The sequence below is a fragment of the Leifsonia sp. PARNA 1/14 genome (assembly GCF_055720965.1).
In genome coordinates, this window is sequence record NZ_JBVQSP010000002.1 from 137518 (window position 1) to 161925 (window position 24408).

17 protein-coding genes are annotated in these 24408 nt (G+C 69.2%); 8 read left to right on the plus strand and 9 right to left on the minus strand.

Translation table 11 applies throughout. From position 1 onward, the window contains the following. Nucleotides 1–2 precede the first annotated feature (2 nt). Entirely contained in the window at nt 3–1295 is a 1293-nt protein-coding gene (locus tag AC0HS0_RS05680; protein WP_472962357.1) for an ABC transporter substrate-binding protein, read from the minus strand. A gap of 184 nt (nt 1296–1479) precedes the next feature. Between AC0HS0_RS05680 and AC0HS0_RS05685 the strand changes: the two genes are divergently transcribed. Next, nucleotides 1480–2496: a LacI family DNA-binding transcriptional regulator gene (locus AC0HS0_RS05685; RefSeq protein ID WP_472962359.1), complete on the plus strand. Its 1017-nt coding sequence runs from the start codon at nt 1480–1482 to the stop codon at nt 2494–2496. A 22-nt stretch (nt 2497–2518) separates the two neighbouring features. Here AC0HS0_RS05685 and AC0HS0_RS05690 read toward each other — a convergent pair whose 3' ends face one another. Together AC0HS0_RS05690 and AC0HS0_RS05695 are read right to left on the minus strand one after the other, a co-directional pair. Next, a complete protein-coding gene (locus AC0HS0_RS05690) occupies nt 2519–3691 on the minus strand; it encodes an ROK family protein (protein WP_472962361.1) in 1173 nt (390 codons plus the stop codon). Between the two features lie 7 nt (nt 3692–3698). Then, nucleotides 3699–6104: a glycosyl hydrolase family 95 catalytic domain-containing protein gene (locus AC0HS0_RS05695; RefSeq protein WP_472962362.1), complete on the minus strand. Its 2406-nt coding sequence runs from the start codon at nt 6102–6104 to the stop codon at nt 3699–3701. Nucleotides 6105–6249: 145 nt separating this feature from the next. Between AC0HS0_RS05695 and AC0HS0_RS05700 the strand changes: the two genes are divergently transcribed. From AC0HS0_RS05700 to AC0HS0_RS05715, 4 genes are all read left to right on the plus strand, one after another. After that, nucleotides 6250–8463 carry an alpha-galactosidase gene (locus AC0HS0_RS05700; protein WP_472962365.1) on the plus strand — a complete coding sequence of 738 codons (2214 nt, stop codon included), beginning with the start codon at nt 6250–6252 and terminating at the stop codon, nt 8461–8463. A 91-nt stretch (nt 8464–8554) separates the two neighbouring features. Beyond that, nucleotides 8555–11137, plus strand: coding sequence for a X2-like carbohydrate binding domain-containing protein (locus AC0HS0_RS05705; protein WP_472962366.1), 2583 nt, complete (start codon nt 8555–8557; stop codon nt 11135–11137). Nucleotides 11138–11153: 16 nt separating this feature from the next. Then, nucleotides 11154–11300 (plus strand): hypothetical protein, encoded by a 147-nt coding sequence (locus tag AC0HS0_RS05710; RefSeq protein ID WP_472962368.1) that lies wholly within the window; start codon nt 11154–11156, stop codon nt 11298–11300. Continuing rightward, entirely contained in the window at nt 11297–12214 is a 918-nt protein-coding gene (locus tag AC0HS0_RS05715; protein ID WP_472962369.1) for an acetylxylan esterase, read from the plus strand. Before AC0HS0_RS05710 ends, AC0HS0_RS05715 begins: the two co-directional genes overlap by 4 nt. Nucleotides 12215–12493: 279 nt before the next feature. Here AC0HS0_RS05715 and AC0HS0_RS05720 read toward each other — a convergent pair whose 3' ends face one another. The 4 genes from AC0HS0_RS05720 to AC0HS0_RS05735 form a co-directional block, all read right to left on the minus strand. Continuing rightward, entirely contained in the window at nt 12494–13384 is an 891-nt protein-coding gene (locus AC0HS0_RS05720) for a hypothetical protein (protein ID WP_472962370.1), read from the minus strand. A 299-nt stretch (nt 13385–13683) separates the two neighbouring features. Further along, nucleotides 13684–15366 (minus strand): type 2 periplasmic-binding domain-containing protein, encoded by a 1683-nt coding sequence (locus AC0HS0_RS05725; RefSeq protein ID WP_472962371.1) that lies wholly within the window; start codon nt 15364–15366, stop codon nt 13684–13686. 89 nt (nt 15367–15455) lie between these two features. Further along, nucleotides 15456–16406 carry a carbohydrate ABC transporter permease gene (locus AC0HS0_RS05730; protein ID WP_472962373.1) on the minus strand — a complete coding sequence of 317 codons (951 nt, stop codon included), beginning with the start codon at nt 16404–16406 and terminating at the stop codon, nt 15456–15458. Next, nucleotides 16400–17401 carry an ABC transporter permease gene (locus AC0HS0_RS05735; RefSeq protein ID WP_472962375.1) on the minus strand — a complete coding sequence of 334 codons (1002 nt, stop codon included), beginning with the start codon at nt 17399–17401 and terminating at the stop codon, nt 16400–16402. The genes AC0HS0_RS05730 and AC0HS0_RS05735 overlap by 7 nt, the downstream gene beginning before the upstream one ends. Nucleotides 17402–17675: 274 nt before the next feature. Between AC0HS0_RS05735 and AC0HS0_RS05740 the strand changes: the two genes are divergently transcribed. Both AC0HS0_RS05740 and AC0HS0_RS05745 read left to right on the plus strand, forming a co-directional pair. Further along, a complete protein-coding gene (locus tag AC0HS0_RS05740; protein WP_472962376.1) occupies nt 17676–18857 on the plus strand; it encodes an ROK family protein in 1182 nt (393 codons plus the stop codon). A gap of 137 nt (nt 18858–18994) precedes the next feature. Beyond that, nucleotides 18995–21712: an Ig-like domain-containing protein gene (locus tag AC0HS0_RS05745; protein WP_472962378.1), complete on the plus strand. Its 2718-nt coding sequence runs from the start codon at nt 18995–18997 to the stop codon at nt 21710–21712. A gap of 118 nt (nt 21713–21830) precedes the next feature. Here the strand turns inward: AC0HS0_RS05745 and AC0HS0_RS05750 are convergent, their stop codons facing one another. Beyond that, a complete protein-coding gene (locus tag AC0HS0_RS05750) occupies nt 21831–22124 on the minus strand; it encodes a putative quinol monooxygenase (RefSeq protein WP_472962379.1) in 294 nt (97 codons plus the stop codon). 123 nt (nt 22125–22247) lie between these two features. After that, nucleotides 22248–23483: an FAD-dependent oxidoreductase gene (locus AC0HS0_RS05755; RefSeq protein WP_472962381.1), complete on the minus strand. Its 1236-nt coding sequence runs from the start codon at nt 23481–23483 to the stop codon at nt 22248–22250. Nucleotides 23484–23674: 191 nt separating this feature from the next. Between AC0HS0_RS05755 and AC0HS0_RS05760 the strand changes: the two genes are divergently transcribed. Next, nucleotides 23675–24229, plus strand: a complete 555-nt coding sequence (locus AC0HS0_RS05760; protein WP_472962383.1) for a TetR/AcrR family transcriptional regulator — start codon at nt 23675–23677, stop codon at nt 24227–24229. Nucleotides 24230–24408: the final 179 nt, after the last annotated feature.

Consider the following 24408-nt stretch of genomic DNA (forward strand, 5'->3'; position numbering starts at 1 on the left):
GGCTACTTGAAGTAGTTGTTCGACTTCTGGTTGGCGTCGATGTCCTTGACCGCCTGGTCGAGGGTCGACTTCGGGTCGGCGCCGTTCAGGATGTCCTGCGCCGCCTTGGTGAACGTGGTCGCGATGAACGGGTAGCCGGGCGTGACCGGCCGCACCTCGGCGAACTTCTTCGAGAACTCGCGGAAGATCGCGTTCTCTCCGCCCTGCTGGTAGCCCGGGACCTGCGCGGCCGCGGCGTCCGTCGCGGGGATGGTGCCCGTGGCCTTGGCGACCTGGGCCACGTACTTGTCCGCAGCGGCGAACTTCATGTACGCCAGCGCAGCCGCGGTGTCGCCGCAGGTCTTGGAGACGCCCCATTGCCACGACGCGCCGCCGATCTTCGGACCCTTTCCGAGGTCGACCGACGGGAGGAAGACTGCGTCGTCCTTCAGCGCCGTACGCACCTGGTCGGCCGCCCAGCCTCCGTCGTAGAGGATGCCGGTCTTGCCGTTGACGAAGTCCGCCACCGGGTCGGCGCCCGACTTCGCGGAGATGTCGCCACTGGTGACCAGCCCGCGGAACCACTTCGCCCAGTCGACGGCCTTCGCCCCGTTGAGCACGCCGTCGGCCGTCTTGTAGCCGTCGCGGTCGATCAGGTCGCCGCCGAAGCTCTGCAGGAACGGCGAGTACGCGTACGGCCACCACTCCCCGGTGGAACCGGTGGAGAAGTCGGCCGGGTAGGCGAACTTGCCGGAGGCCTTGAGCTTGTCTAGCGCGTCCTGGAACTCGGTCTGCGTCCACGGCTTGTCGACCGTCGGGATGCGGATGCCCGCAGCGTCGAGCGTCGACTTGCGGGAGATCATCGCCAGGGCGACGTCGTAGAACCCGTAGGAGTAGGTGGCGCCGTCGTAGGTGCCGACTGTCGAGGGCAGGAACTTCGACAGCGTGGAATCCATCCCCGTGAGCGGAGCGAGATAGCCGGCCCAGGCCCAGTTCGGCACGTTCGGTCCGTCGATGTCCATGATGCAGGGCAGCTTCTTGGAGGCCGCGGCGGCCGTGACCGACTGGTTGTACGAGTCCTGCGGGAAGGCCTGCACCTTGACGGTGTACTTCGACTGGGACTTGTTGAAATCGGCGACGATCGACTGGATCGCGCCCAGCTCGGCCTTGTTGCCGGCGTTGTGCGTCCACATCACGATCTGGCCGCCGGACGTACCGGTACCGGCGCCGCCCTTGGCGCAGCCGGTCAATGCGAGCGTCGCGGTGGCCGCGACCATGGCCGCGGCGACGAGCGCCCGGCGGGTTGTCTTCCTCACGATGGTGATCCTCCATTGGATATGTGATCGGTCGGACCTGCGGGTGCGGGTCTTGGTGCTGAATGCGTTTAGCATTCTGCTGAATGCGTTTAGCACGGTCGAAAATAGCAATAGGATGAGGTCCGCGCAAGCGCTGCGGGAGAATTTCCTGCTTGAATGATCCGCAGAACAGAGGAGACGCCGGATGGCCGACAGGGTGACGATCGCCGACGTCGCGGCTAAAGCGGGCCTGTCCAAGGCGGCCGTCAGCCTCATCCTCAACGACCGGCCGGGCACCCGACTCTCACCCGAGACGGCCGAGCGGGTCCGCCGGATCGCCGAAGAACTCAACTACCGGCCGAACCCCGCCGCCCGCACACTCCGGTTCGGCAAGGCGCCGATCGTCGGCTTCGTCTCGGACGACGTCACGCTGACCCGCTACGCGTCCGCGATGATCCGGGGCCTCCTCGACGTCGCCGAAGACCACGAGCACACCGTCCTGATCGCCGAGACCGGCCACCACCCCGAGCGACTCGGTGGCGTGCTCGACGCGATGGTGGACAGCCGGGCGGCAGGCCTGGTGTTCGGCTCGATGGCGGCGCGCCAGGTGGCCCTCCCCGCGCTCCCCGACGACGCGCCGGTCGTGATGCTCAACGCCACCACGACCACGGACTACCCGGTCGTCCTCCCCGACGAGCGGGCCGCCGGGGCGGCCATGACGCAGTTGCTCGTGGACGCCGGCCACCGCCGCATCGCCCTCATCGGCCGCATCGCCCCTGAGATCCTCCCCGTCGAGGAGTCGGTCACCATCCTCGACCGCTTCGCCGGCATCGACGCGGTGCTCGCCGAACACGGCCTCACCCTGGTCGCCGACCTGCACGCCAGGCACTGGGAGCCGCAGACCGGCTACCGGCTCGCCCGCGAACTCCTCGACAGCGGCGTGGACTTCACCGGCCTGATCTGCCTGAACGACAACGTCGCGTTCGGCGTCTACCAGGCCTTCCAGGAGGTCGGCGTCCGCATCCCCGACGACGTCTCGATCGTCTCCTTCGACGACGACGTCCTCGCCTCGATCCTGCGCCCGGCGCTCTCGACCGCCCGCATCCCGTACGAGCAGATGGGGCGTACCGCGATGGAGCTGGCGCTCGCCGGCGACCGAACGCCGACGCGCCACCTCATCCCGATGCCGGTGATCGAGAGAGAGTCTGTCCGCCGGGTCTAGGTCTGCCCTTACCGGCGACGACTCAGACCACGAGCGCGCGGATCGCGGTCGCCGCGGCTCCCCGCGCCCAGTCCTCGAAGGTGTGCGGGCGCACGGCGATCTCGCACTGATCGGCGGAGGCGAACACGTGCTCGGCGTACGAGCTGCGCAGCGGCTCCTCGATGAGATCGAAGTCGGACACGCCCTCACCGCCGATCACGACGAGTTCTGGACCGACCAGGTTGACCAGGCTCGCGATCGCGGCGCCGATCACCCGGCCGGCCTCGTCGAACACCTCGACGGCGGCGGCGTCCCCGGCCCTCCGCAGCTCCACCGCTTCGCCCATGGTGACCGGGCGGCCGTGGGCGGCAGAGACGGCGGCCACGATGGCGGTCGTGGAGGCCACCGCCTCCACACAGCCGCGGCGGCCGCATGGGCACACCTTGTCGAGCGACGTCAGCGGGAGGTGGCCGATCTCTCCGGCCACTCCGTAGGCGCCCTCGACGACCTCCCCGTTCAGGTGGAGACCGGAACCGATGCCGCGCCCGATGGTCACGATCGCGAAGGAGTTCGTGCCGAGCCCGACGCCGAACCAGTGCTCGCCGATCGTGAGCGCCCGCACGTCGTTCTCGACGACGACCCGCCGCCCGAGCCGCTCCTCGAGCACCGTCCCGAGTTCGACGCCCTTCCAGCCCATCAGCACGGAATCGCGGACGACGCCCTTCTCGGTGTCGACGTCACCCGACACCGCGACGCCGACGGACGCGAGCCGCGGCCCCAGGCCGTCGAGACCCGTCTCGAGGAGCGCGCAGAGCTCGACGATCGCGTCGACGACCTCCGCCGGCGCGTGCGAGGTGAGCGGCAGCCGCTCCGACGCGAGGATGCGGGTCGTGAGGTCGGTGGCGACGCCGACGAGCTCGTCCGCGTTCACCTTGATCCCGAGCGTCACGACCGCGTCGGGCACGAGCGCGACGGGACTCACGGGCCGGCCGGGCAAGCCCGTCAAGGTCGGGCCGAGGGTGTCGTTGAGGAGCCCCACGGCGACCAGCGGGGCGACGGCCTTGGTCACCGCGGCCTGCGAGAGCCCGGTGAGTTTGGCCACGTCGATCCGGCTGATCGGGCTCCTGGTGAGAATCGTGGTGAACACCCGCGTGGCAGCGTCGGATGACGAGCCGAGCAGCGCCGTCCGCGTCTTCACCTCGTCGTTCATGTCCATCGCCCGATCAGAATACGGGTTCCGGGACGGTGACGGCGGCGGTTCCCCCGGCCGGCACGAGCACCTCGAAATCGGAGGCGCCGGAGCGGACCGGAACGCGGCGCTCGGTCGTGCCGGGGTTGTGCAGCACGGCCTCCCGCAGCGCACCGTCGGACCAGCTCAGGTCGACGACGATGCCACCGCGGGCGTGGAGGCCCTCGACGCCGCCCTCCCGCCAGGCCGCGGGGAGCGCGGGCAGCAGGTGGACGCGACCGCCGTGGCTCTGCAGCAGCAGTTCCGCGATCGCCGCGGGGAAGCCGAGGTTTCCGTCGAGCTGGAACGGCGGGTGCGTGCTGAACAGGTTCGGGAGGAGGCCACCCCACTCGGAGCCATCGACCGGGCCGTGCCGGCGGGCGTCGCCGCTGTACGGGGCGAGCGCCTCGCGCAGCAGCTCGTGCGCGGTCTCGCCGTCACCCAGCCGGGCCCGCAGCGCGATCTTCCACGCCCACGACCAGCCCATCGCCCCGGGGCCGCGCGCGTCGAGGAAGCGACGCGCGCCGTCCGCGAGTGCGGGGGTCGCCTCCGGAGTGATGAGGTCGAGCGGGTAGACGCCGACGAGGGCGGAGAGGTGACGGTGGGCGGGCTCGTGCTCGGCGACCTCCGCCGACCACTCCAGCAGCCGGCCGTCCGAGCCGAGACGGGGCTCGGGGATCGTGCGGAGGGCATCCACGACCTCTCGCCGCAGGGTGGCATCAGTGTCGGCATCGATCGCGTCGATCGCCACCAGTGCCCGCTCGAAGAGGGCGCGGATCAGTTCGAGGTCCATCGTCGCCGTGAGGCCGAGCGCCCGAGGGCCTCCGTCGGCACCGACGTACTGGTTCTCCGGGGAGGTGGAGGGCGCGAGGTACGCGACACCGTCGGCGTCGACCTGCAGCCAGTCGAGGCAGAACTCGGCTGCGCCGCGCAGCAGCGGCCAGATCCGGTCGCGCAGGAGTACTTCGTCGCCGGTGAACTCGTACTGGTCCCAGAGCGAGTGGCACAGCCACACGCCGCCCATCATCCAGATGGCCCAGCTCGGCGCACCGTGCCCCATGCCGACCGGGAGGCTCCAGCCCCACAGGTCGCTGTTGTGGTGCGCGACCCAGCCCCGCGCGCCGTAGAGCTCGCGGGCGACGTCGCGGCCCGTGCGCGCGATGCGCTCGACCAGCGAGATCAGGGGCTCGGCCGCTGCGGTGAGTCCGAGCGGCCCGGCCGCCCAGTAGTTCATCTCGGTGTTGATGTTGATCGTGTAGTTGGAGGACCAGGCGGGCCGCAGCTCGCCGTTCCAGATGCCCTGCAGGTTGGCGGCAGGGCCGCCCCGGGTCGAGCACGACTCGAGGAGGTAGCGCCCGTACTCGGCCGCGACCGTCGCCCGGAGGCCGTCGTCGTCACCGTCGAGCACATCCTTCTGCACATCCCACCGGCCGGCACGCCGGCCGCCGATCGCGAACCGCGCGGTCGCACGGCGCTGAACGCCGGCGACGGACGGGGACATGTTCTCGCCAAGGGCGACGAGAACGCGCTCCCGCGCGCGGTTGCGGATCGTCCCATGGGAGACGCTCCGCCACTCGTCGTCTGCGCCGGCCCACCACGACTCAGCGCGGGACGACGACGAGAGGGCGATCGACAGCCGACTGGCATGACGGATCGTCAGACCGGAGTCGTCGGATTCGGCCGTGCCGTCGCTTCGCACACCAAGGGCCGTGGATGCGAAGCCGTCATAGGTTCCGTCGCCCGGCTCCGCGTAGCGCAGGGCGGGGACGACGGACTGTTCGTGGAGGGGCGCACCGTCGACCGGGACGGCCAGGTCGAGGCCGAGCTCGCCGTCGCCGCTGCGGCGGTCACTATTGCGGCGGCCGAGCTCCCGCAGTGGGGAGGTCAGGCTCACCCGCACCTCGGGCAGCGGGCCGTCCGCCTCGATCTCGACGACGAGCGCGTGCCCGGCGACCCGCGAGATGCGTCGCACGGCGACGCCACCGACCTCCAGCCGCTCCTCCAGGTAGGCCTCGTCGAGGTCGAGCACACGCGCGGGCTCGCCGGCCACCGGGATCGCCCCGGGCAGCGCGACGAACAGGTCGGCCAGCGGCAGGAACTCCTGCGAGTACCGGCCCTCGAAAGTGAGGAGGAGGCGCTCGGCCTCGGCGGTGTCCCCGCTCGCGAGCGCGGCGCGCACCTGCCGCAACCGTTCGGGGCCGGCGCCGCCCGCGAGGACGCGGCGCAGCTCCTCCCCCGCGATCTCCGGGGTGCCCGACCAGATCGTGGCGTCGTTCACCTGGTAGCGGCCGGTCTCGCCGCCGAACGCCATCGCGCCGAGGCGGCCGTCGCCGAGCGGCACGGCCTCCTCCCACTGGGCGGCGGGCGCCGACCAGGCGAGCTGCAGCGTGTTCTTCGTCATGTGCGTCTGACTGTCCGTTCACCGATGAAGGGAGGCGGATCCACGTCCGTGAGCCGGACCGGAAATCGCGGGGCGGGGTTGCAGATCACACAGTAGGCATGGTTTATTGACAGTGTCAAGCAATCCATTCTCCGAGGAGCCATCCATGCTCGACGGCTACGGCGCCGTACTCGCCCTGCGCGCTGCAGGCACCTCCTTCGTCCTCGACACCGAGGGGCGAGTGCCACGCGTGCTGCACTGGGGTGCCGACCTCGGCCCGCTCGACGGGGACGCGGCGGAGGCCCTGCGCGACAGCGGCGGACCCGCCGTGCTCAACAACTCCCCCGACGTCCCCCGGTCGTTCAGCCTGTGGCCCAGCGAGTACGAGGGCTGGGCCGGAACGCCCGCGCAGGAGGGGCACGCCGCGGGCGCGGCCACGACTCCCCGGCCGCACACGGTGGCCGTGCGGCACGAGACCGACGGCGGGGCGGGCGACCTCGGCGGACGCATCGAGATCGACCTCGTCGACGAGATCACCGCTCTGCGCTCGACCATGTCGATCGCCCTCGACCGGTTCGGCGTGCTCGCGGTCGACGTCACCGTCACCCGGGATGCCGCCCTCTCCACCGACGCGACGGCCGGGCCGTACACGCTCGACGCCCTCCGCGTCCTGCTGCCCGTGCCCGAGCGCGCCACCGACATCCTCGACTTCACCGGCAAGTGGTGCCGGGAGCGGGCACCTCAGCGCGGCCCGCTCTTCTTCGGCAGTCACCTCCGACGTGCCCGGCGCGGCAAGCCCGGTCACGACGCGCCGTTCCTCGTCGTCGCCGGCACGGAGGACCTCGGCTTCCGCCGCGGAGAGGCGTGGGCCACGCACCTCGCCTGGAGCGGCGACGCCGAATACCTCGTGGAGCGACTCACCGAAGGCGCCGGCCCGTTCTCGTCCGTCCTCGGCGTGGGCGAGGGCCTCCGCACCGGAGAGATCGCACTGGAGGACGGCGACAGCTACGTCGCCCCGACCGCGCTGTTCCTCTGGTCGGCGGGCGGGCTCGACGGGCTGGCCGACCGCCTCCACCGTCGACTGCGCGCCCGCCCCTCGCACCCGGCGAAGCCGCGCCCGCTCACGCTGAACTCGTGGGAGGCCGTGTACTTCGACCACGACCTCGGCCGCCTCACCGCGCTCGTGGAGCGCGCCGCGCGCGTGGGCGTGGAGCGCGTCGTGCTGGACGACGGCTGGTTCCACGGCCGCCGCGACGCCAACGCCGGGCTCGGTGACTGGATCGTGGACCGCTCCGTCTGGCCGGACGGCCTCGGCCCGCTGGTCGACATCGTTCGTTCGCACGGCATGGAGTTCGGGCTCTGGTTCGAGCCCGAGATGATCAACCTCGACTCCGATCTGGCGCGCGCGCATCCCGACTGGGTGCTCGGCCCGCGGCAGGCGCTCGGCGCCACCGCGCGCGACCAGTACGTGCTCGACCTCACGCGGCCGGACGCCTACGCATACGTGCTGGAGCGGATCAGCGCGATCGTCGCCGAGTACGGCGTCGACTACATCAAGTGGGACCACAACCGCGACCTGTCGGAGGCCGTGAGCGGCTACGCCGGCGTCGACCGGCCCGCCGTCCACGAGCAGACCCTCGCGCTCTACCGGATGCTCGACACCCTGCGGGCGCGGCACCCCGGGCTGGAGATCGAGACCTGCTCCGGAGGCGGCGGCCGGGTCGACCTCGGGATCCTCGACCGCACCGACCGGGTCTGGGCGTCCGACTGCAACGACCCGGTGGAGCGCCTCCAGATCGAGCGGTGGACCCGGATGCTGCTGCCTCCCGAGCTGATCGGTTCGCACCTCGGCGCCGAGCGCTCGCACACGACGTCGCGGCGCACCGACCTGGCGTTCCGGCTGATCGTCGCGCTGACCGCGCACGCCGGCATCGAGTGGGACCTCCAGGAGGCCGACGACGAGCAGCTCACGCAGATCGCGCGCTGGGGCGCGGCGTACCGCGAGCTGCGCGGCCTGATCCACTCCGGCCGCGTCGTGAACGCCGACCTCGCGGACGAGACCACGCTGCTGACCGGCATCGTCGCCGATGACGGCGGCCGTGCCGTCTTCACCTGGGCGCGGCTCAGCACCTCCGCACCCGGCCAGTCCGGCCGGGTGCGCCTCCCCGGCCTCGACGCCGAGGCGCGCTACTCCGTGCGTGTGCGCGACGACTTCGGCCCGGCCAGTCGCCACCAGAGCGCCGACCCGGCCTGGGTCACGGCCGCGACGAGCGCCGACGGCGTCGTCGTCCCCGGCTCCGTCCTCGCCGTCGCCGGCGTCCCGCTGCCCACTCTCAACCCCCAACAAGCGATGCTGTTCGATCTCGTGCGAGTGCCCTGACCCGGCGCGCGATCGCTCCAGTCACAGACGGCCCACCACATAAACGCTCGCGCGCACTGTTGCGCTCGAGCGCTTCAGAGAGGAAGAACGTATGACAGGCCAGACACGCTCGCGGCGGGGGCTGACCGCCCTGCTCGCGACGCTCGCGGCGCTGGGGCTGGTGGCGGCTGCGGCGGCTCCCGCCGGGGCGACCCCGACCGGAACGCCCACCCCCACCGCTCCGCCGACGACCGCGGCGACCAGCACTCCGACGCCGACGGCGACCGGGAAGCCTTCGGCGAAGCCGACCTCCACAGCGAAGCCGACCTCCACAGCGAAGCCGACCTCCACAGCGAAGCCGACCTCCACGCCCAGCGTGACCCCGAAACCGGCGGCCACCCCCGACCCGTGGGCCGTCAAGCCCTACATGGGCTGGAGCAGCTACTCCATGCAGGTCTACAGCGGCAACGGCAAGTGGATCACCGCCGACCAGATCATCGCGCAGTCCGACGCCATGAAGGCGAAGCTGAGCAAGGCCGGCTACGACTACATCAACGTCGACTCCGGCTGGAACGACGGCGTCGACGCCAACGGCCGGCCCGTGCCGAGCGCGACGCTGTACCCGCAGGGGCTGAAGAAGGTGATCGACCACGTGCACGCGAACGGCCAGAAGTTCGGGTTGTACTTCATCCCGGGCATCTCTCCCGCGGTGTACGAGGCGGCGTACCCGATCGCGAACGCGCCGGGCTGCACCACGCACGACATCGTCAAGCAGCCGGTGCAGCAGGCCGACTACTGGAAGATCGGCTACCGTCTCGACTTCTCGAACCCGTGCGCGCAGAAATACATCGACTCCATCGTCGACCAGCTCGCCGCGTGGGGCGTGAACTTCGTCAAGTTCGACAGCGTGACCCCGGGCTCCGGCATCAGCGACCTCTCGGTGGACGCCCGCGACGACGTCGCAGCCTGGTCGAAGGCGCTGAAGGCCAAGGGCATCTGGTTCGAGCTGTCGTGGGCGCTCGACATCAACTACGCCGACACCTGGAAGCAGTACGCGAACGGCTGGCGCGTGGAGTGGGATGTCGAGGCGTACGCCCCGGGCGTCCAGCTCACACAGTGGAGCAACATCGCCCGCCTGTTCCCGCGGGCGGCCGACTGGTGGCGCTACGCCGGCAACGGCGGCTGGAACGACTTCGACTCACTCGACGTCGGCAACGGCACGATGGACGGCCTCACGCAGGACGAGCGCCGCACCGCCACCACCCTGTGGGCGATCTCGGCGGCGCCGATGTACGTCGGCAACGACCTGACCAAGCTCGACCAGTTCGGCGTCGACCTGCTCACCAACAAGGAGGTCGTGGCCGTCGACCAGGCGGGCACGCCCGCGCAGCCGGTGTCGACCTCCACCAACAAGCAGGTCTGGTACGCGCCGAACGCGGACGGCAGCTACACCGTCGCCCTGTTCAACCTCAGCCCGACCGAGTCGGACATCACCGCCAACTGGTCCGACCTCGGCCTGGGCGGGCCGGCGAAGGTCCGCGATCTGTGGGCCGGCAAGGACCTCGGCACCTTCACCACCGGGTTCACCGGCAAGACCGTGCCGATCCACGGCGTCCGCCTGCTGCGGGTGACTCCGCAGAGCGGCACGACGGTCGCGCTGAACGACGACGCCCTGCGCGTGAACTACGCGGGTCAGTGGACGCGCAACGGCGGCAACGAGGTCGTGGCGACGACCCAGCCGCTGCAGGTCGCGGTCGGTGACTCGTCGACCGGCACCGTGCCGACGCCTCCCGCATCCGGCCGGGTCGTCGCGGTCAACGACAGCGACTCCGGCATCACCTACACCGGCAGCTGGGGTCAGAGTGGAGGCCGCGGACTCGGCGACTACCAAGACGACGTGCACTACACCGAGGGCGACGGCTCGTCGTTCCAGTACACGTTCACGGGCACGGGCATCGACTACGTGACCGAGCTCGACCAGTCGCAGGGCTCGGTGGACGTCTACCTCGACGGCCAGTTCCAGCAGACCGTGGACACGAGCCGCGGCTCCGATCAGCCGCGCCTCACCCAGCAGGCGGTGTGGAGCGCCAGCGGCCTCCCGAACGGTTCGCACACCCTGCGCGTGGTCAAAAAGTCGGGGCAGTTCATGCTGCTCGACAAGCTCGACGTCACGCTGGCCAGCCTGCTCGACCCCGACACCGCGGTGTTCGACAAGGCGAAGCCCGCCGACGTCACGGTGACCCTGCAGCGCGACGGCAGCGAGCTCGCCGGCATCGTGCGCGACGGCACGGCGCTGAAGCGCGGCACCGACTACACCGTCTCCGGCACGACCGTGACGATCGCCTCGGCGTATCTCGCGGGCCTCGCGAACGGCACCGTCTCGCTCGGGTTCCAGTTCCGCGGGGACGCGCACGACGACGTCCACGCCACGACCACGAACGGGGACACGGTCGGCCTGACGTTCACCGGCACGGGCGTCTCGTGGATCGGACCGACCGCTCCCGACCAGGGCACGGCCGAGGTCTACGTCGACGGCACGCTCGCCAAGACGGTCGACACGCACTCGGACAGCCGCCGCACCGGGCAGAAGCTGTTCAGCGTGACCGGTCTGCGCGCCGGGCAGCACACCATCCTGGTGAAGAAGGTCTCGGGGGACGTCCTCCGGAACGACGTCCTGCAGTACACCACCAAGTGACGACCTGAGGAGTCCCATGCCCCACCTCGCCCGATACGTCTTCGTCGGCGACTCGATCACCGACAGCGGCCGCGATCGGAGCGACCTCGTGTCGCCCGGCGAGGGCCACGTCCGCCTCGATGCGGACGCCCTCGCCGGGCGCACTGGAGGGCTGCCGCGATGACCGGCGGCCCGTGCCCCGCCGTGCTCGGCACCGAACCGCTGCCGACGCCCGATGATTACGACGACTTCTGGGCCGACGCTCTGGACCGCGCTCGCCGGCACAGCGTCGCGCCGCGCGCGGTCCCCGTCGAGACCCTCCTGACGACGATCGACGTCTACGATTTCTCCTTCGCCGGCTCCGGTGGCCGCACGGTCTCCGGCTGGTTGCGGCTCCCCCGGAACCGCGAAGGAATGCTTCCCGCGGTCGTCCACGCCAACGGCTACGGCGCAGGACGGCTCTCGCCGTTCGATGACCTGACCTGGGCCTCCGCCGGCTACGCGCACCTGACGGTGAACACCCACGGCCAGGGTGGAGGCAGCACGGGCCACCTCCTGGACGGCATCGAGGACCCGTGGCACTACTACTACCGTGACGTGCTGGTCGACGTGACGCGCGCCGTGGACGCGGTGCGCGAGCTCGACGGCGTCGACGCCTCGCGCGTCGCGATGATCGGGAACAGCCAGGGCGGCGGCATCGCGCTCGGCGTCGGAGCACTCGCTCCGGGCCTGGTCGCCGTGCTCGCCCAGGCGCCGTTCCTGACCGACGCGCCGACGGCACTGCAGCACGCGGCGCAGGGGCCGTGGACGGAGCTGCGCGCGTACCTGACCGAGCATCCCGAACGCGCCGACGCCGTCGCCCGCACGCTCGCGTACGTCGACGGGGTCACCTCGGCGCGGCACGCGACCGCTCCCGGCTGGATCTCCGACGGACTCGACGACGACATCTGCCCGCCCGAGACGGCGCGCACCGCAGTCTCTGCGTACGCGACGCCGGTGCGGTTCCGCGAGTTCCCGGGCGCCGGGCACGAGGCCGGCGGCAGCGCCGACGTGGAGGCCGCGCTGCGGGTCCTGCGGCAGCGGTTCGCGATCGACTGACCAGAACTCGCCGGACCTCCGGTTCGCGCCCAGGATCGCAGCCATCGACAGGAGAATAGTCTGCGACAACTCCAAGAAGCCGGGTCAAAGCATGAAAGCGGTCTGCGCTACAAGGCCGCGGTGACCTGCTTTCTGATCAGGAACGCCAGCATCCGGCCATCCACCAGCGGATTCGTCACCCGCCGGGCCTCCAACCGCACCGAAAGCGCGGTGAGAATACGAGCCGCGTCGAGGCGTGACCCACCACCTCTGCCGATGTCGACACCAGGAAGGCGGTGGTCATCGCGGATCCACCACCCCACCGAGGACAGACCTCCGCAGCTGGTCCGCAGCCTCATCCTGGTCACCGGTTAATCCTGTCCGGCGGACATCGAAGAACGTCGACACCGGGTCGGTGTACCCCGGGGTGCCGAATGCCCGTGCGCTCGCCCACAACGTCTTATCCGCTGGGACGACCAGTTCCAGCGTGTGATCGTCGCGCGTCGCGGCGACGAAACCGTACTGGGCTGGGTCGATGCCGGTGTGGAGGTAGACGAGCAAGTGCTCGGGTTTCCGCCAGCCGGAGATGTTCGACGCGGCGATGTCGCCGCCGACCAATGCCGCTTCGGTGTGCTCGACGATCGTCGTCGCCTGTGTTCGGACGTCGTCATGATGCCACCAATATGTAGCGATGCCGCCGGCCCCGGGGTACTTGGTGGCGGCGTAGTCGAACAACTCCCCGCGGTTCGTCGCCTGCCAGCCGACACGGGTCCGGGTGACGAGGTCGCCGAGCTTCTTGAGCGCGCTGGAGACTGCCGGCTGGCGGACGCCTGCGCGTTCGGCGATTTCCTCCTGTACCAGCGGACGCGTACGCGGGATGGACAGGAACGCCCGGGCGACCGCGAACTCACCGTACGGTTTCGGCCCGCGGCGAGGCTCCTCCTCGGGGGCGAGGTCTTCACCGGCCACGAACTCACCGTCGATCATGATCTTGTCTCCAACGGCGAGGATGATCCGGTGGTCTCGGATGGCCTTCTCCCGTAGCGCTGGCGTAAGCCGTTTCACCTGCACGAGGATCCGCTCTCCCGCCGGGAGGACACCTTCGAGGTCGGCTCCGGACGGGGTGGTTCGTCGGTTGACGTGAATGCGTTCCCCGTCTGCAGTGCGGAGCGTGCGCGCGTCCTCCGCCACGGCGAGGATGCCGGCGCCGCGGAGGGCGAGAATCGCATCACTGACGTCCACGAAGGCTCCTATTGGTAATTCTGCGGGATCCAGCTACGCGAATGATTCTATTCAAGTAGGCCGAAAAAAGTGCGATACGCATTTATCCATCGGAATAGTGATGAAAATAAGCTACTCGAATGTACCTGTCGCACAGTGCATATACCGGTGCACTTCGCTCCATATGACTTCGACGCAGGACTCGACCGCTTAAGCGACTCCGGCCCGGCCCCGACATCGTCGGGACCGGGCCGCAGTTCGTCAGGCGCCTACTTCTTGCTCTTGTCGTACGCCGTCTGCAGCGTGCTCAGGTAGTCCTTGAGCCCGAGCCCGTCGAAGCCCGCGACGTACGACTTCCAGTCGGTGTCGAGGTTCTTGGAGCCCGTGATGAAGGCCAGCGCGTTCTGCGTCACGTAGTTGTCGATGTTCGTCTGCTCGGTGGCGACCTGCGTCGCCTTGGCCGGGTCTGGCCAGACCTTCCACGTCGGGTAGATCGCGCTCGTGTCCTCGTGGCCCTTGTAGAGCTGGGTGGCCTCGAACAGTCGACGCTCGTATCCCGAGGGGTCGTAGATGTCGGTCGGCTCGACCTGCGCTCCGCGGAACGCCTCGTTCTGGTTGTAGGTCGAGAGCGCGCCCCACTGGACGGCGTTGGCGGCGTCCTGCGAGAGCTGGAGGTTCTTGAACAGCGGCTTGTCGTTCGGGTCGAGCGCCTGGTCGCCTGCGGCGGGCTTCGACCAGCCCTGGCCCTCCGGACCGAAGTTGCCGTCGAGCTGGCCCTCGTTGGTGAAGAGGTAGTTCACCATCTTGATGGCGGCCCCCTGGTCGTTCTTCGACGCCTTGTTCGTCAGCAGGAACGTCGCGCCCGGTGTGCTCCCGTAGGCGTAGGTCGCGAAGTTCGCCCCGTTCGGGCCCGTGAGCGGCGGCACCGCGTCGTACTGCTTGTCACGGCCGTCCTTGGCGCCGGGGCTGACGAAGATGTACGGGTGCAGGGCGCTCGCGCTCCCCAGCAGCACCGAGCCGTTGTTGTTGCCCTCCTGGGCCAGCGCGGCCGGGTTCTGGGTGAAGGCGCCCTTGTCGATGAGTCCCGCATCCCACAGCGACTTGATGTACTCGAGACCCTTGCGCCACCCGTCCTTGTTGGCCTGGATGTCGACCTTGCCCTTGTTGAGCACGGTCGTCGACTGGATGCCCTTGTCGGGGTTCTGCGGGTCGTAGATGAACGCGTTCATGAAGAACGGGATCAGCGTGTCGTGCGAGTCGCCGCTGAGCGGGATCTCGTCGGCCGTACCGTCACCGTTCGGGTCGCCGTTCTTGAACGCCTGGAGGACCTTGGTCATGTCGGCCGTGGTCTTGGGCATCTGGAGGCCCAGCTTCTTGAGCCAGTCGGTGTTCATCCACAGCTTCGACGGGTACTGGATGTGCAGCGTCTCGGCGAGCTGAGGGAGGCCGTAGATCTTGCCGTCCGGCGACGTCACCATCGCCTTGTAGTCCGGGTTGGTGTCGATCACCTTCTGGATGTCGGGGGCGTACTGCTTGATCAGGTCGTTCAGCGGCAGCGCGACGCCCTGCTTGGCGAGCCTCTCGACATCCACCGGGTTGAACTGGTCCACCCACGGGATGAGGAGGAACATGTCGGGGTAGTCGCCGCTGGCCATCAGGATCTGGCGCTTCTCGGGCGCGACGGAGGAGTCCTGCGTCGTGGTCTGCCACGAGAACTTGATGTCGAACTTCTTCTCGAGCTGCTTGGTGAACGCGTTCGTGGCGAGGTCCTGCCCGGTGCCCTGCTGAGCGAAGACGCTGATGTTCGCGGTGCCGCCGACCTTGTCGTCGGCGTTGGTCGGCGTGCTGGTGCAGGCCGTGATCGCCAGCAGGGCGAGGCCGCTCGCCGCCGCTGTGAGCGTGCGCACGAGCCGGCGCCGACGGCGGGCGTGGCTGTCGGTGATGGGTAGCATGTGTTTCCTCCTTTGGAAAGCAGTGCAGCGATGGTGCAAGTGGTGGGTCTGTGGGAGTCGGGTCGGTCGGGCCGCGGCGGAGGCCGGCGTCAGCCCTTGACGGATCCGATGAGTACGCCCTTGTTGAAGTAGCGGGCGACGAAGGGGTAGATGACCAGGACCGGGACGCTCGTGATGACGATGAGCGAGTACTTCAGCAGGTTGACCAGCTCCTGGTTCTGAGCCTGCGCGGCCAGGTCGTTCGTGCCTCCATTGGTGGCGTTGAGCACGAGGATGTTCCGGAGCACGAGCTGGAGGGGGAACAGGTCGGAGCTCTTCAGGTAGAGCAGGGCGTCGAAGAACCCGTTCCACTGGCCGATCGCGTACATGAGCGCGATGACGGCGATCAGCGGCTTGGACAGCGGGAGCACGACGCTCCAGAGGAAGCGCAGATCGCTCGAGCCGTCGAGCGACGCGGCCTCCACCAGCTCTTCGGGAATGGCGGACTTGAAGAACGTGCGGGCGATGATGACCTGCCAGACCGCGATCGCCTGGGGCAGGAGCAGCGCCCACCGGGTGTCGAGCATCCCGAGGTTCTGCACGACCATGTAGGTCGGGATCAGGCCGCCGCTGAAGAGCATCGTGAAGAGCAGCAGGGCCATGATCACGTTGCGGCCCATGAAGGTGCGGCGCGAGAGCGGCCAGGCGATGCAGACGGTCAGCGTGGTGCTGATGAGCGTGCCCGCGACCATGTAGAACAGCGAGTTCGCGTAGCCCAGCAGCACCTGGTGGTCGGCGAGAACCGTCTGGTACCCCTTGAGAGTGAAGTCCACCGGCCAGAGGAGCACGCGCCCCGCGGTGACCGCCTCGGGCGACGAGAAGGAGCTGGCCAGGATGAACAGCAGCGGCAGCAGGACCACGAGCACGGCCAGCGTCAGACCGAGGTAGATGACGACCAGCAGCGCGCGGTCGGAGGCGGACTCCCGGATGCGGCGCGTCTTCTTGGATGCGGACGCGGGGCGGGTCCGGCGGCGCAGTCTCGAGCTCTCGATGGTTACCACAGTCCACTCCCACTGATTCGCTTCGCCACCCAGTTCACGATGAGCAGAAGCACGAGGTTGATCACGGAGTTGAAGAGGCCGACGGCGGTCGCCGTGCCGAAGTCCGCGTTGAGGATGCCGAGCTTGTAGACGTAGGTCGCGATGATCTCGGACTGGCCGAGGTTCAGCGGGTTCTGGAGCAGGAAGACCTTCTCGAAGCCGATCGACATGATGTTGCCGACGCTGAGGATGAGCACGATCATGGCCGTGGGCATGATGCCCGGGATGTCGACGTGCCAGATCTTGCGGAGCCGGGAGGCCCCGTCGACCTTCGCCGCCTCGTACAGCGAGGGGTCGATCCCGGACAGGGCCGCCATGTAGATCACGGCGGAGTACCCCGCGGTCTGCCAGACGTCCGACCAGACGTAGATGTGCCGGAAGTAGTCCGGGTCGCCGAGGAAGTCGGGCGAGGGGACGCCGAAGAAGCCGAACACCTGGCTCAGGATCCCGAGCCGCGGCGCCATGATCAGGATCAGCATCGACACCACGACGACGGTCGAGATGAAGTACGGCGCGTAGGTGACCATCTGGACGGTCTTCTGGAACCATCGGTGCCGGACTTCGTTGAGCGCGAGGGCCAGGATGAGCGGGATGGGGAAGCTGGCAAGGATCGCGTAGCCGGAGAGGATCAGGGTGTTCTGGACCAGCGTCGGGAACACCGGGTTCTGGATCATGTTGGCGAAGTTGGTCCAGCCCGACCACGGGCTCCCCCAGACGCCGAGCACCGGGCTGTAATCCTTGAACGCGATGATCGCGTTGGAGATCGGCACGTACTTGAAGATCACGAAGTATGCGAGCGGCAGGACCGTGAGCAGGTAGAGCTGCCAGTGCCGCCGCAGCGCCACCTTCCAGCGCTGCGCGAGCGTCAGCCGGTTGCGCGGCACCCGCCTCGGGGTCGCCGGGGCGGCGGCTCGAGCGGCCGGCGGCGCCGGGGCCACGGGCGGAGCGCTCGTCATGAGGCCGCATCCTTCGTCATCGAAGACTCCCTACGAGAAGTGATCTGGTCCGCGCCCCGAGCCGGAACGGGCGGTCGTGAGCGGGTGGTCTATAGCAAAACCTATTTCTTTGCCGCTGTCAATAATCTCGCCGATCTGCGGTGGTCGAACACGTCGGTGTCGCCGCCGATCGTTGAAAACTCAGCGGTATTTGGGATTGAGAGTTACAACACGTTGGAAATAAGATCATCCAAACGACCCGCCACACAGATCAGGTGCAACGATGACCTTGAGCATGTCCGAACACACGGCACGGCGTCCCGTGCTGGGCACGGCGGCGTCCGCCGAGATCTTCACGCGCATCATCACGCACGGCCCGGTCAGCCGGCTCGACATCGGGAGGCTCACCGGTCTGTCGCAGGCGAAGGTCACCAAGACGGTCAGCCCGCTGATCGCGGACGGCTTCGTCACCGTCGGCGAGCACGCCGAGCACGCGTTCCCCGGCCGGCCGGTGCGTCCGCTGAGCGTGGTCCCGCGCTCGATGATCGCCGTCGGCGTCAAGGTGAACGCCGACGAGATCTTCGCCGTCACGGTCAGCCTGGGCAACGAAGTGATCGGCTCCACCCGCCGCCGGCTCACGAGCCACGCCCCGGACGCGACGATCACGGCCATCGTGAAGTCGGTGACGACCCTCATCGACCAGCTCGGCGATGACGCCCGGTTCCTCACCGGTGTGGGCGTCTCGGTCTCCGGCGACATCGACAACACCGACGGAGTCGTCCGCGACTCACCGCTGCTCGGCTGGAGCCACGTCCCGCTCGGCGCCCGCCTCTCGGAGCGGCTCGGCCTCCCGGTGATCGTCGAGAACGACGTGCGCGCCCTCGCCAAGTCCGAACAGTGGTTCGGCGTGGGCACGGACGCGGACTCGTTCGCCATCATCACGATCGGCGCGGGGATCGGCTGCGGCATCTACGTGAACGACGACGTCGTCGTCGGCGCCCACGGCGTCGCCGGCGAGATCGGCCACCTCCCCCTCGGCCCGTCGGACGCGGTCTGCGTTTGCGGCCGCCGCGGCTGCGTGGAGGCCGTGGCCTCCTCCCACGCGATCGGCGACGCGGTCCGGCAGGGCCACGACGATCCGAGCCTCACGCTCGCCGACGCGATCCGCCTCGCCCACGAGGGCGACCCCGTCGCGGTCGAGGCGTTCGAGCGGGCGGGCACCGCCATCGGCGCCGCGGTCGCCACCACCGTCAACCTCTTCGGCCCGGAGGTCGTCGTGATCGCCGGCGAGGGCGTCATGGACTACGACCTCTACGAGCGCCGCTTCCGCGAGGAGTTCCTGGCCCACGTGTTCGGCACGGCCGCGAACTGCCGGCTCATCGTGCGTCGGCACACGTTCGTCGACTGGGCGCGCGGAGCGGCGGTCGCGGCGCTGCGCGAGGCGATCACGGTGGCGCCCGGTGGGGTGGGTGAGTGAGGGTCTGAAGGAAGGATTCGAGGCGTTGGCACCCGTTTGAAAGCAGAGAGGGTGCGTTCCCTCCGCGACCCGGGTGCCGCGTGGCCTCCGCCGGTCAGGGCTATATTCGGCGGCGAACGGGTGGAATACTTCCCGCCATGGGCGGACTGCGCACCAGAAGTCACCTCGCAGCCCTCGCCGCCATCGCGGTGGGGGTGGTTCTCGCGGTGGCCGGCCCGCTCGAACCCGCCAACGCGTCCTTCACGTCGCAGTGCTCGACCCCGACCAGGACCGTCGATGCGTCCGCGCCCTCCGTGTCGCTCGCACCCGGAGAGACCGTGCTCCTCGCCTCCGGCACGTTCGGCGGCGGGATCGACGCCCTCCCGTCCGGCGCGACCCTTTGCGTCGCCTCGGGCGCGGTGTTGCAGCCGGCGTACATGAACAACGCGGCCGGCTCCGTCGTCGTCGCCTCCGGCGGCACCGCAGCCTTCCCCTCGGTCTCCGTCGGGACCGGCTTCGCGCTCGGAGTGGAAGGGACGGCGACGTTCGCGGGCCTGAACGTGAACGGCGCATCCACCTTCACGATCGCGGCCGGGGGCGCGCTGACCGTCAGCGGCGGCTTCTCCCCCTCCTCCGGCACCTTCGACAACGCCGGCACCCTCACCATCGACGGCGCCTTCAACGAGAACTCCGGCGCCAGCCTGAACAACACCGGCGACACGATCGTGAACGGCGCCGCCACCTTCAACGGTCGCCTCCAGAACACCGGGACGCTGGAGGTGTCCGGGCCGCTGACGATCAACGGGGGTGCGGCCTTCTCGAACGCCTGCCGGGTGCGCACGGGTGGCATGCTCGCGAACAACGCGACCGGCTCGACCAACTCCGGCATCGTCATCGCTTCCGGCTCGTTCACGAACAACGGCAGCTGGGAGCAGTCGGTCGAGGCCGCATTCGCAGCGACCGGGCTCACGGATGACGGCACCGTCTCGGGATTCGGCGGCTACCGGTTCACCGGACCCACCAGCGTGCAGGGCCGGTTCACGGGCGACTCGGCGGGCTCACCCATCCAGGTCGAGAGCCAGGCTGCCGCCGGCAGCATCTTCGACGTGCAGACGGGCACGATCGCGAACGTGGTGCGCGTCGCGAGCCGGCCGCCCGGCGACTTCGGGGCGCCCCGGCCCGAGTGTGCCGACGAGCCGGTCCCGTTCGCCGACGTCTCCGTGACGAAGACCGGACCGGCCACCGTGCTCGAGAACGGCGACGTCGCCTACACCCTGACCATCGCGAACGCCGGCCCGGACGACGCGGCCGGCGTCGCCGCCACCGACCGGCTGCCCGCGGAGGTGACCGGCGTGGTCGACGCCGACGGAGGGACCGTGGCCGCCGGGACCGTCACCTGGGACATCGGCGCGCTGGCCGTCGGCGCCTCGACCACCCGCACTCTCACCGTGAGCCAGGCCGCTGCCGTCGGGACCGTGCTGCACGACACCGCGAGCTCCACCGCGACCACGCAGGACCCGAATCCGGCCGACAACGACGGGACGAGCCCGGACAGCCAGGCGGACACCACCGTCGTCGCGACGCCGCCGCCGGCGAACAACCCGCCGAACGCGTTCCCCGCCATCCAGCCCGGGTTCACGAACGTCGCGCTCTTCGGCCGCGTCACCGCCGCCGACCCGGACGCGGGCCAGACCCTCACTTACACGATCTCGACCCAGCCTGCGCACGGCAGGGCCGTGATCGCCCCGGGCGGTGTCTTCGTGTACCGGTCGGACGTCGACTTCACCGGCGACGACACCTTCGAGTACACCGTCTGCGACGACGGCAGCCCGGTCCTCTGCTCCACCTCGTCCGTCTTCCTGCCGATCCGCCCGACCGCCGCCGACGACACCGCGCAGGCCGTGGAGGACACGCCCGTCGTGATCCCGGTGGCGGCGAACGACTCCCTCGGCGCGGAGACCGAACCTGCCCTCGTGACGGCGCCGGCACACGGGTCGGTCACGGTCGACGCCGCGACCGGGAACATCACCTACACGCCCGCCCCTGGCTACACCGGCACGGACTCGTTCGTGTACCAGCGCTGCTCCCCCACGGACACCGCGCTCTGCGCAACGGCCACCGTCACCGTGAACGTCGTTCCGGCCAACCACCCGCCCGTCGCCCAGCCGCTGCATCTGACCACGGTCACCGGGGCTCCGGTCACCGGGACCATCGTCGCTTCGGACCCCGACGCCGGACAGACCCTGACGTACATCCCCGGTGAGCCGCCGCGCGCCGGCACGGCGGACGTGACCGGCGCGCAGACGACCTACAGCCCCCGCCGCGGCTTCACCGGCACCGAGAGCTACCCGGTGATCGTCTGCGACGACGGCGACCCGATGCTCTGCGCCACCGCGATGGTCACGGTGGATGTGTACCCGATCGCGAACCCGGACACCGCGACCACGCCGGCCGAGACCGCCGTGACCATCCCGGTGAAGGACAACGATGAGGGCGCCACCACGGCCCCGGTCATCGCGACCCCGCCGGGCCACGGCACGGCGAGCGTCGTCGGCTCCGCGATCGTGTACACCCCGGCTCCCGGCTTCACCGGGACGGACACCATCACCTACACGATCTGCTCCGAGCTGAACCCGGACCTGTGCGCCACCACCACCGTCACGGTGACCGTGACCGGCTCCGCCGTTCCCCCGGTGACGCCGCCGGACGGCGGCGGGGCGGGTGACGGCTCCGGCACGACGCCGAGCGGCTCCGCCGGCCTCGCGGACACCGGCTCGCGGCTGCCGGTCAGCTGGATGCTCTGGGCCTCGGCGATCGGCATCACCACCGGCGCGATCGCGCTCCGCCTGAGCCGACGCCCCCGGCCGCGCCGGTGACGTCGCGGGGTTTGTGGAGGATGGGCAAATCCGGGCACAAAGACCCCGACACCCCACTTACGAGTCGTCTGGAGAGCGCGACATCGACTGCCGCCTAGCCGGGTGAAGGCATCAAGCGTCAGAGTGAAACGACGTCGGTGCACCGTGTCAGCGTTGGTGGGCCGGCCAAGTAGTCGCCTAAGCCCGAAGCGCCGGGCCCAGCCCGCCATGCGCGGTAGGCCTCGTCATGTTCGAGTGACTCCCAGTGCTCGACCGTAATCACGTGGGCGGGGTCGGTGACGTCCGTGACGACCTGCACGCCGAGGCAGCCGTCGAACGCACGCGTGTCCGCGAGGATATCGAGCAGCGCGCGCGGCCCGTCCTCGAGGTGGTCGGCCGCAAAGCGCATGTCCAGGAGGGAGGTCACAGTCATGCGGGCGACGCTAGCACTCGGACGACGATCAGGACGCAGGTGCGGCCTGTGCTTTCGCCTGGTGGAAGCGTTCGGACGGGCCCGGCGAAGCGATTGCCGAAAGAGGCGTGGATAGCGACGCGCCTACGCGCTTGCGGGTGAGCCCTTCTTCGCCCGGAAGTCGCGTTCGACGTCGTCGATCTCGTCGAGCTGCTTGAGGATCTCACCGGGGGTGTTGTCGCCGATCACTTTCTGCAAGAAGCCGCTGTGGTCGAAGAAGAGGTCTCTGATCGGACGGGCAGGCGCCGGGATGTGGTGGAAGACCTTGCCCAAGCGATAGGCAGTGTCGACCTGGAACGCGGTGTGCGGCTTACGCGGCGCCTCATACGCTTCGAGCGCAGCCGAGAGGGCCACCTGGTCCGAGATGTCGACTCCGGCGATGCGCCGCCCAAGGAAGTAGCCGTCCTCGATCGACATTCCGGCACCGTAGGCCGCGTATGGAGATGTGGGGTGCGCCGCGTCGCCGACGAGGGTGGCTCGTCCTTTCGACCACTTCTCCAGCCGCGGCCGGTCGCGGATCGGCCACCGCTGCAGGTTCGCCGGATCGGTGGCGGCGATCAGCTGTGGCAGCGGGAACGCGAATCCCTCCGCCATTTTCGTCGCGGTCTCGTGCAGGTCTCCGGTGAATGGTGTGGATGCGTCGTGCGCCGAGAGGACCCACCATTGAAACCCCGCGCGGCCTTCGTGACGGATAGAGGTCCAACTACCTTGGATGGTGCGGGTGTGGGAGACGACACAACGGCCGGTGGGCACGTCGAGGGAGTCATCGAACGTGAAGCCGCCGATGATGTGGAGGTTGTGCTCCCGTTTCGGTGCGTCACCCCACAGCGTGCGACGCACCAGCGAGTCGATTCCATCGGCCCCGACCAGGAGGTCGGCCTCCAGCACGCTGCCGTCGCCCAGTGTCAGGCGCACCCCGCTCTCGTCCTGGTCGAACGACTCGACCAGGGTATTGGTGCGAAGGACGCCGTCGGGGATGGATGCGAGCATCCGGCTGTAGAGCTGGGGGCGCAGCATCCCGATGAACCCGCCCCCGTACTGGTCGACGACCTCCTGCGGGAGGTGGACCACGGCGCGTACTCTGCCGGAAGCGTTTCGGAACTCGGACTGGCACGGCGCACCCAGGTCGACGGTGTCCACCCCGAGGAGGCCGAGAGCCTTGATGGGCGGCGGCCACAGGTTCAGGATGTTGCCCGCCGGTCGCGCGGCGGGGTACCGCTCCATCATCACCACATCGTGCTCTGTCTGCGCGATCGAGAGGGCTGCCGCCATTCCTGCCGGCCCCGCGCCCATGACGACGACGCGTCCTTTTCGTCCCATTGTGCTTCTCCTCGTTGAGTTGGCTGGGTGACATCAGTGCAAAAAGCCAATAACGTAGTGCCCACTACGGTTCTATATCGAGGTGCCACAATTGGTCAAGAGCCGACTCTGGAGGAATCACGAGCACCCCGATCCGACCGCCGATGCAGAAGCGCAGCCGGGAAGCCTGGTCGCGGGTCCTCGACGCGGGCGTGGACCTGCTCGCCGAGAGCGGATACGAGGGCTTCACCATCAGCGCGGTGTGCGAGGCAGCAGGTGTCGCACCGCGATTCATCTACGACCGTGTCGACGGCAAAGACGACCTCTTCCTGGCGGTCTACGAGCACGGACTCGGTCGTGTTCGCGCCGGCCAGTCCGAACTCGAGCGCACCGAGCGCTGGGAGGGACTGACTCCACCCGAAATTGTTCGTGGCGCGATCAGGGAAATCGGCGCGCGTTTCCGGGAGAACGCGCCGTTTCTGCGTGCGATCGTGCTGCTCTCGAGCTCGGTGGCCGAGGTCGCGGCGCGCGGCGCCGCCTACCGCGAAGAGTTCGAAAACCAGTTCGTCGGCCTCCTGCACAGCATCGCCTCAGACATTCGGCACGATGATCCGATCGCCGCCACGCGCTACTGCTTCGACACCGCGTTCGCGGCATGGGTGGTGCGTGTCGCTTACGGACCCGACTTCTCGGCGCTCGGCCTCGACGACGACCAATTCGACGACCATCTGCAGGAACTCGGGGTCCGATACCTGCTCCACTGGTAGCTCAGCCGCGCGCCAAGGCAACCCAGCGTCGGAGTTCGAAGTGCCAATCTGTTCTCCGAGCCCGCTCGCCCATTGCCCCTTTGTTCGCACTGCGCCGGCCAAAACGGCACGCGCGCGGAGACGGAGGGATTTGAACCCTGACGCCGCTCCTTAATCAGTCTCAGCATGCCCGGAAAACC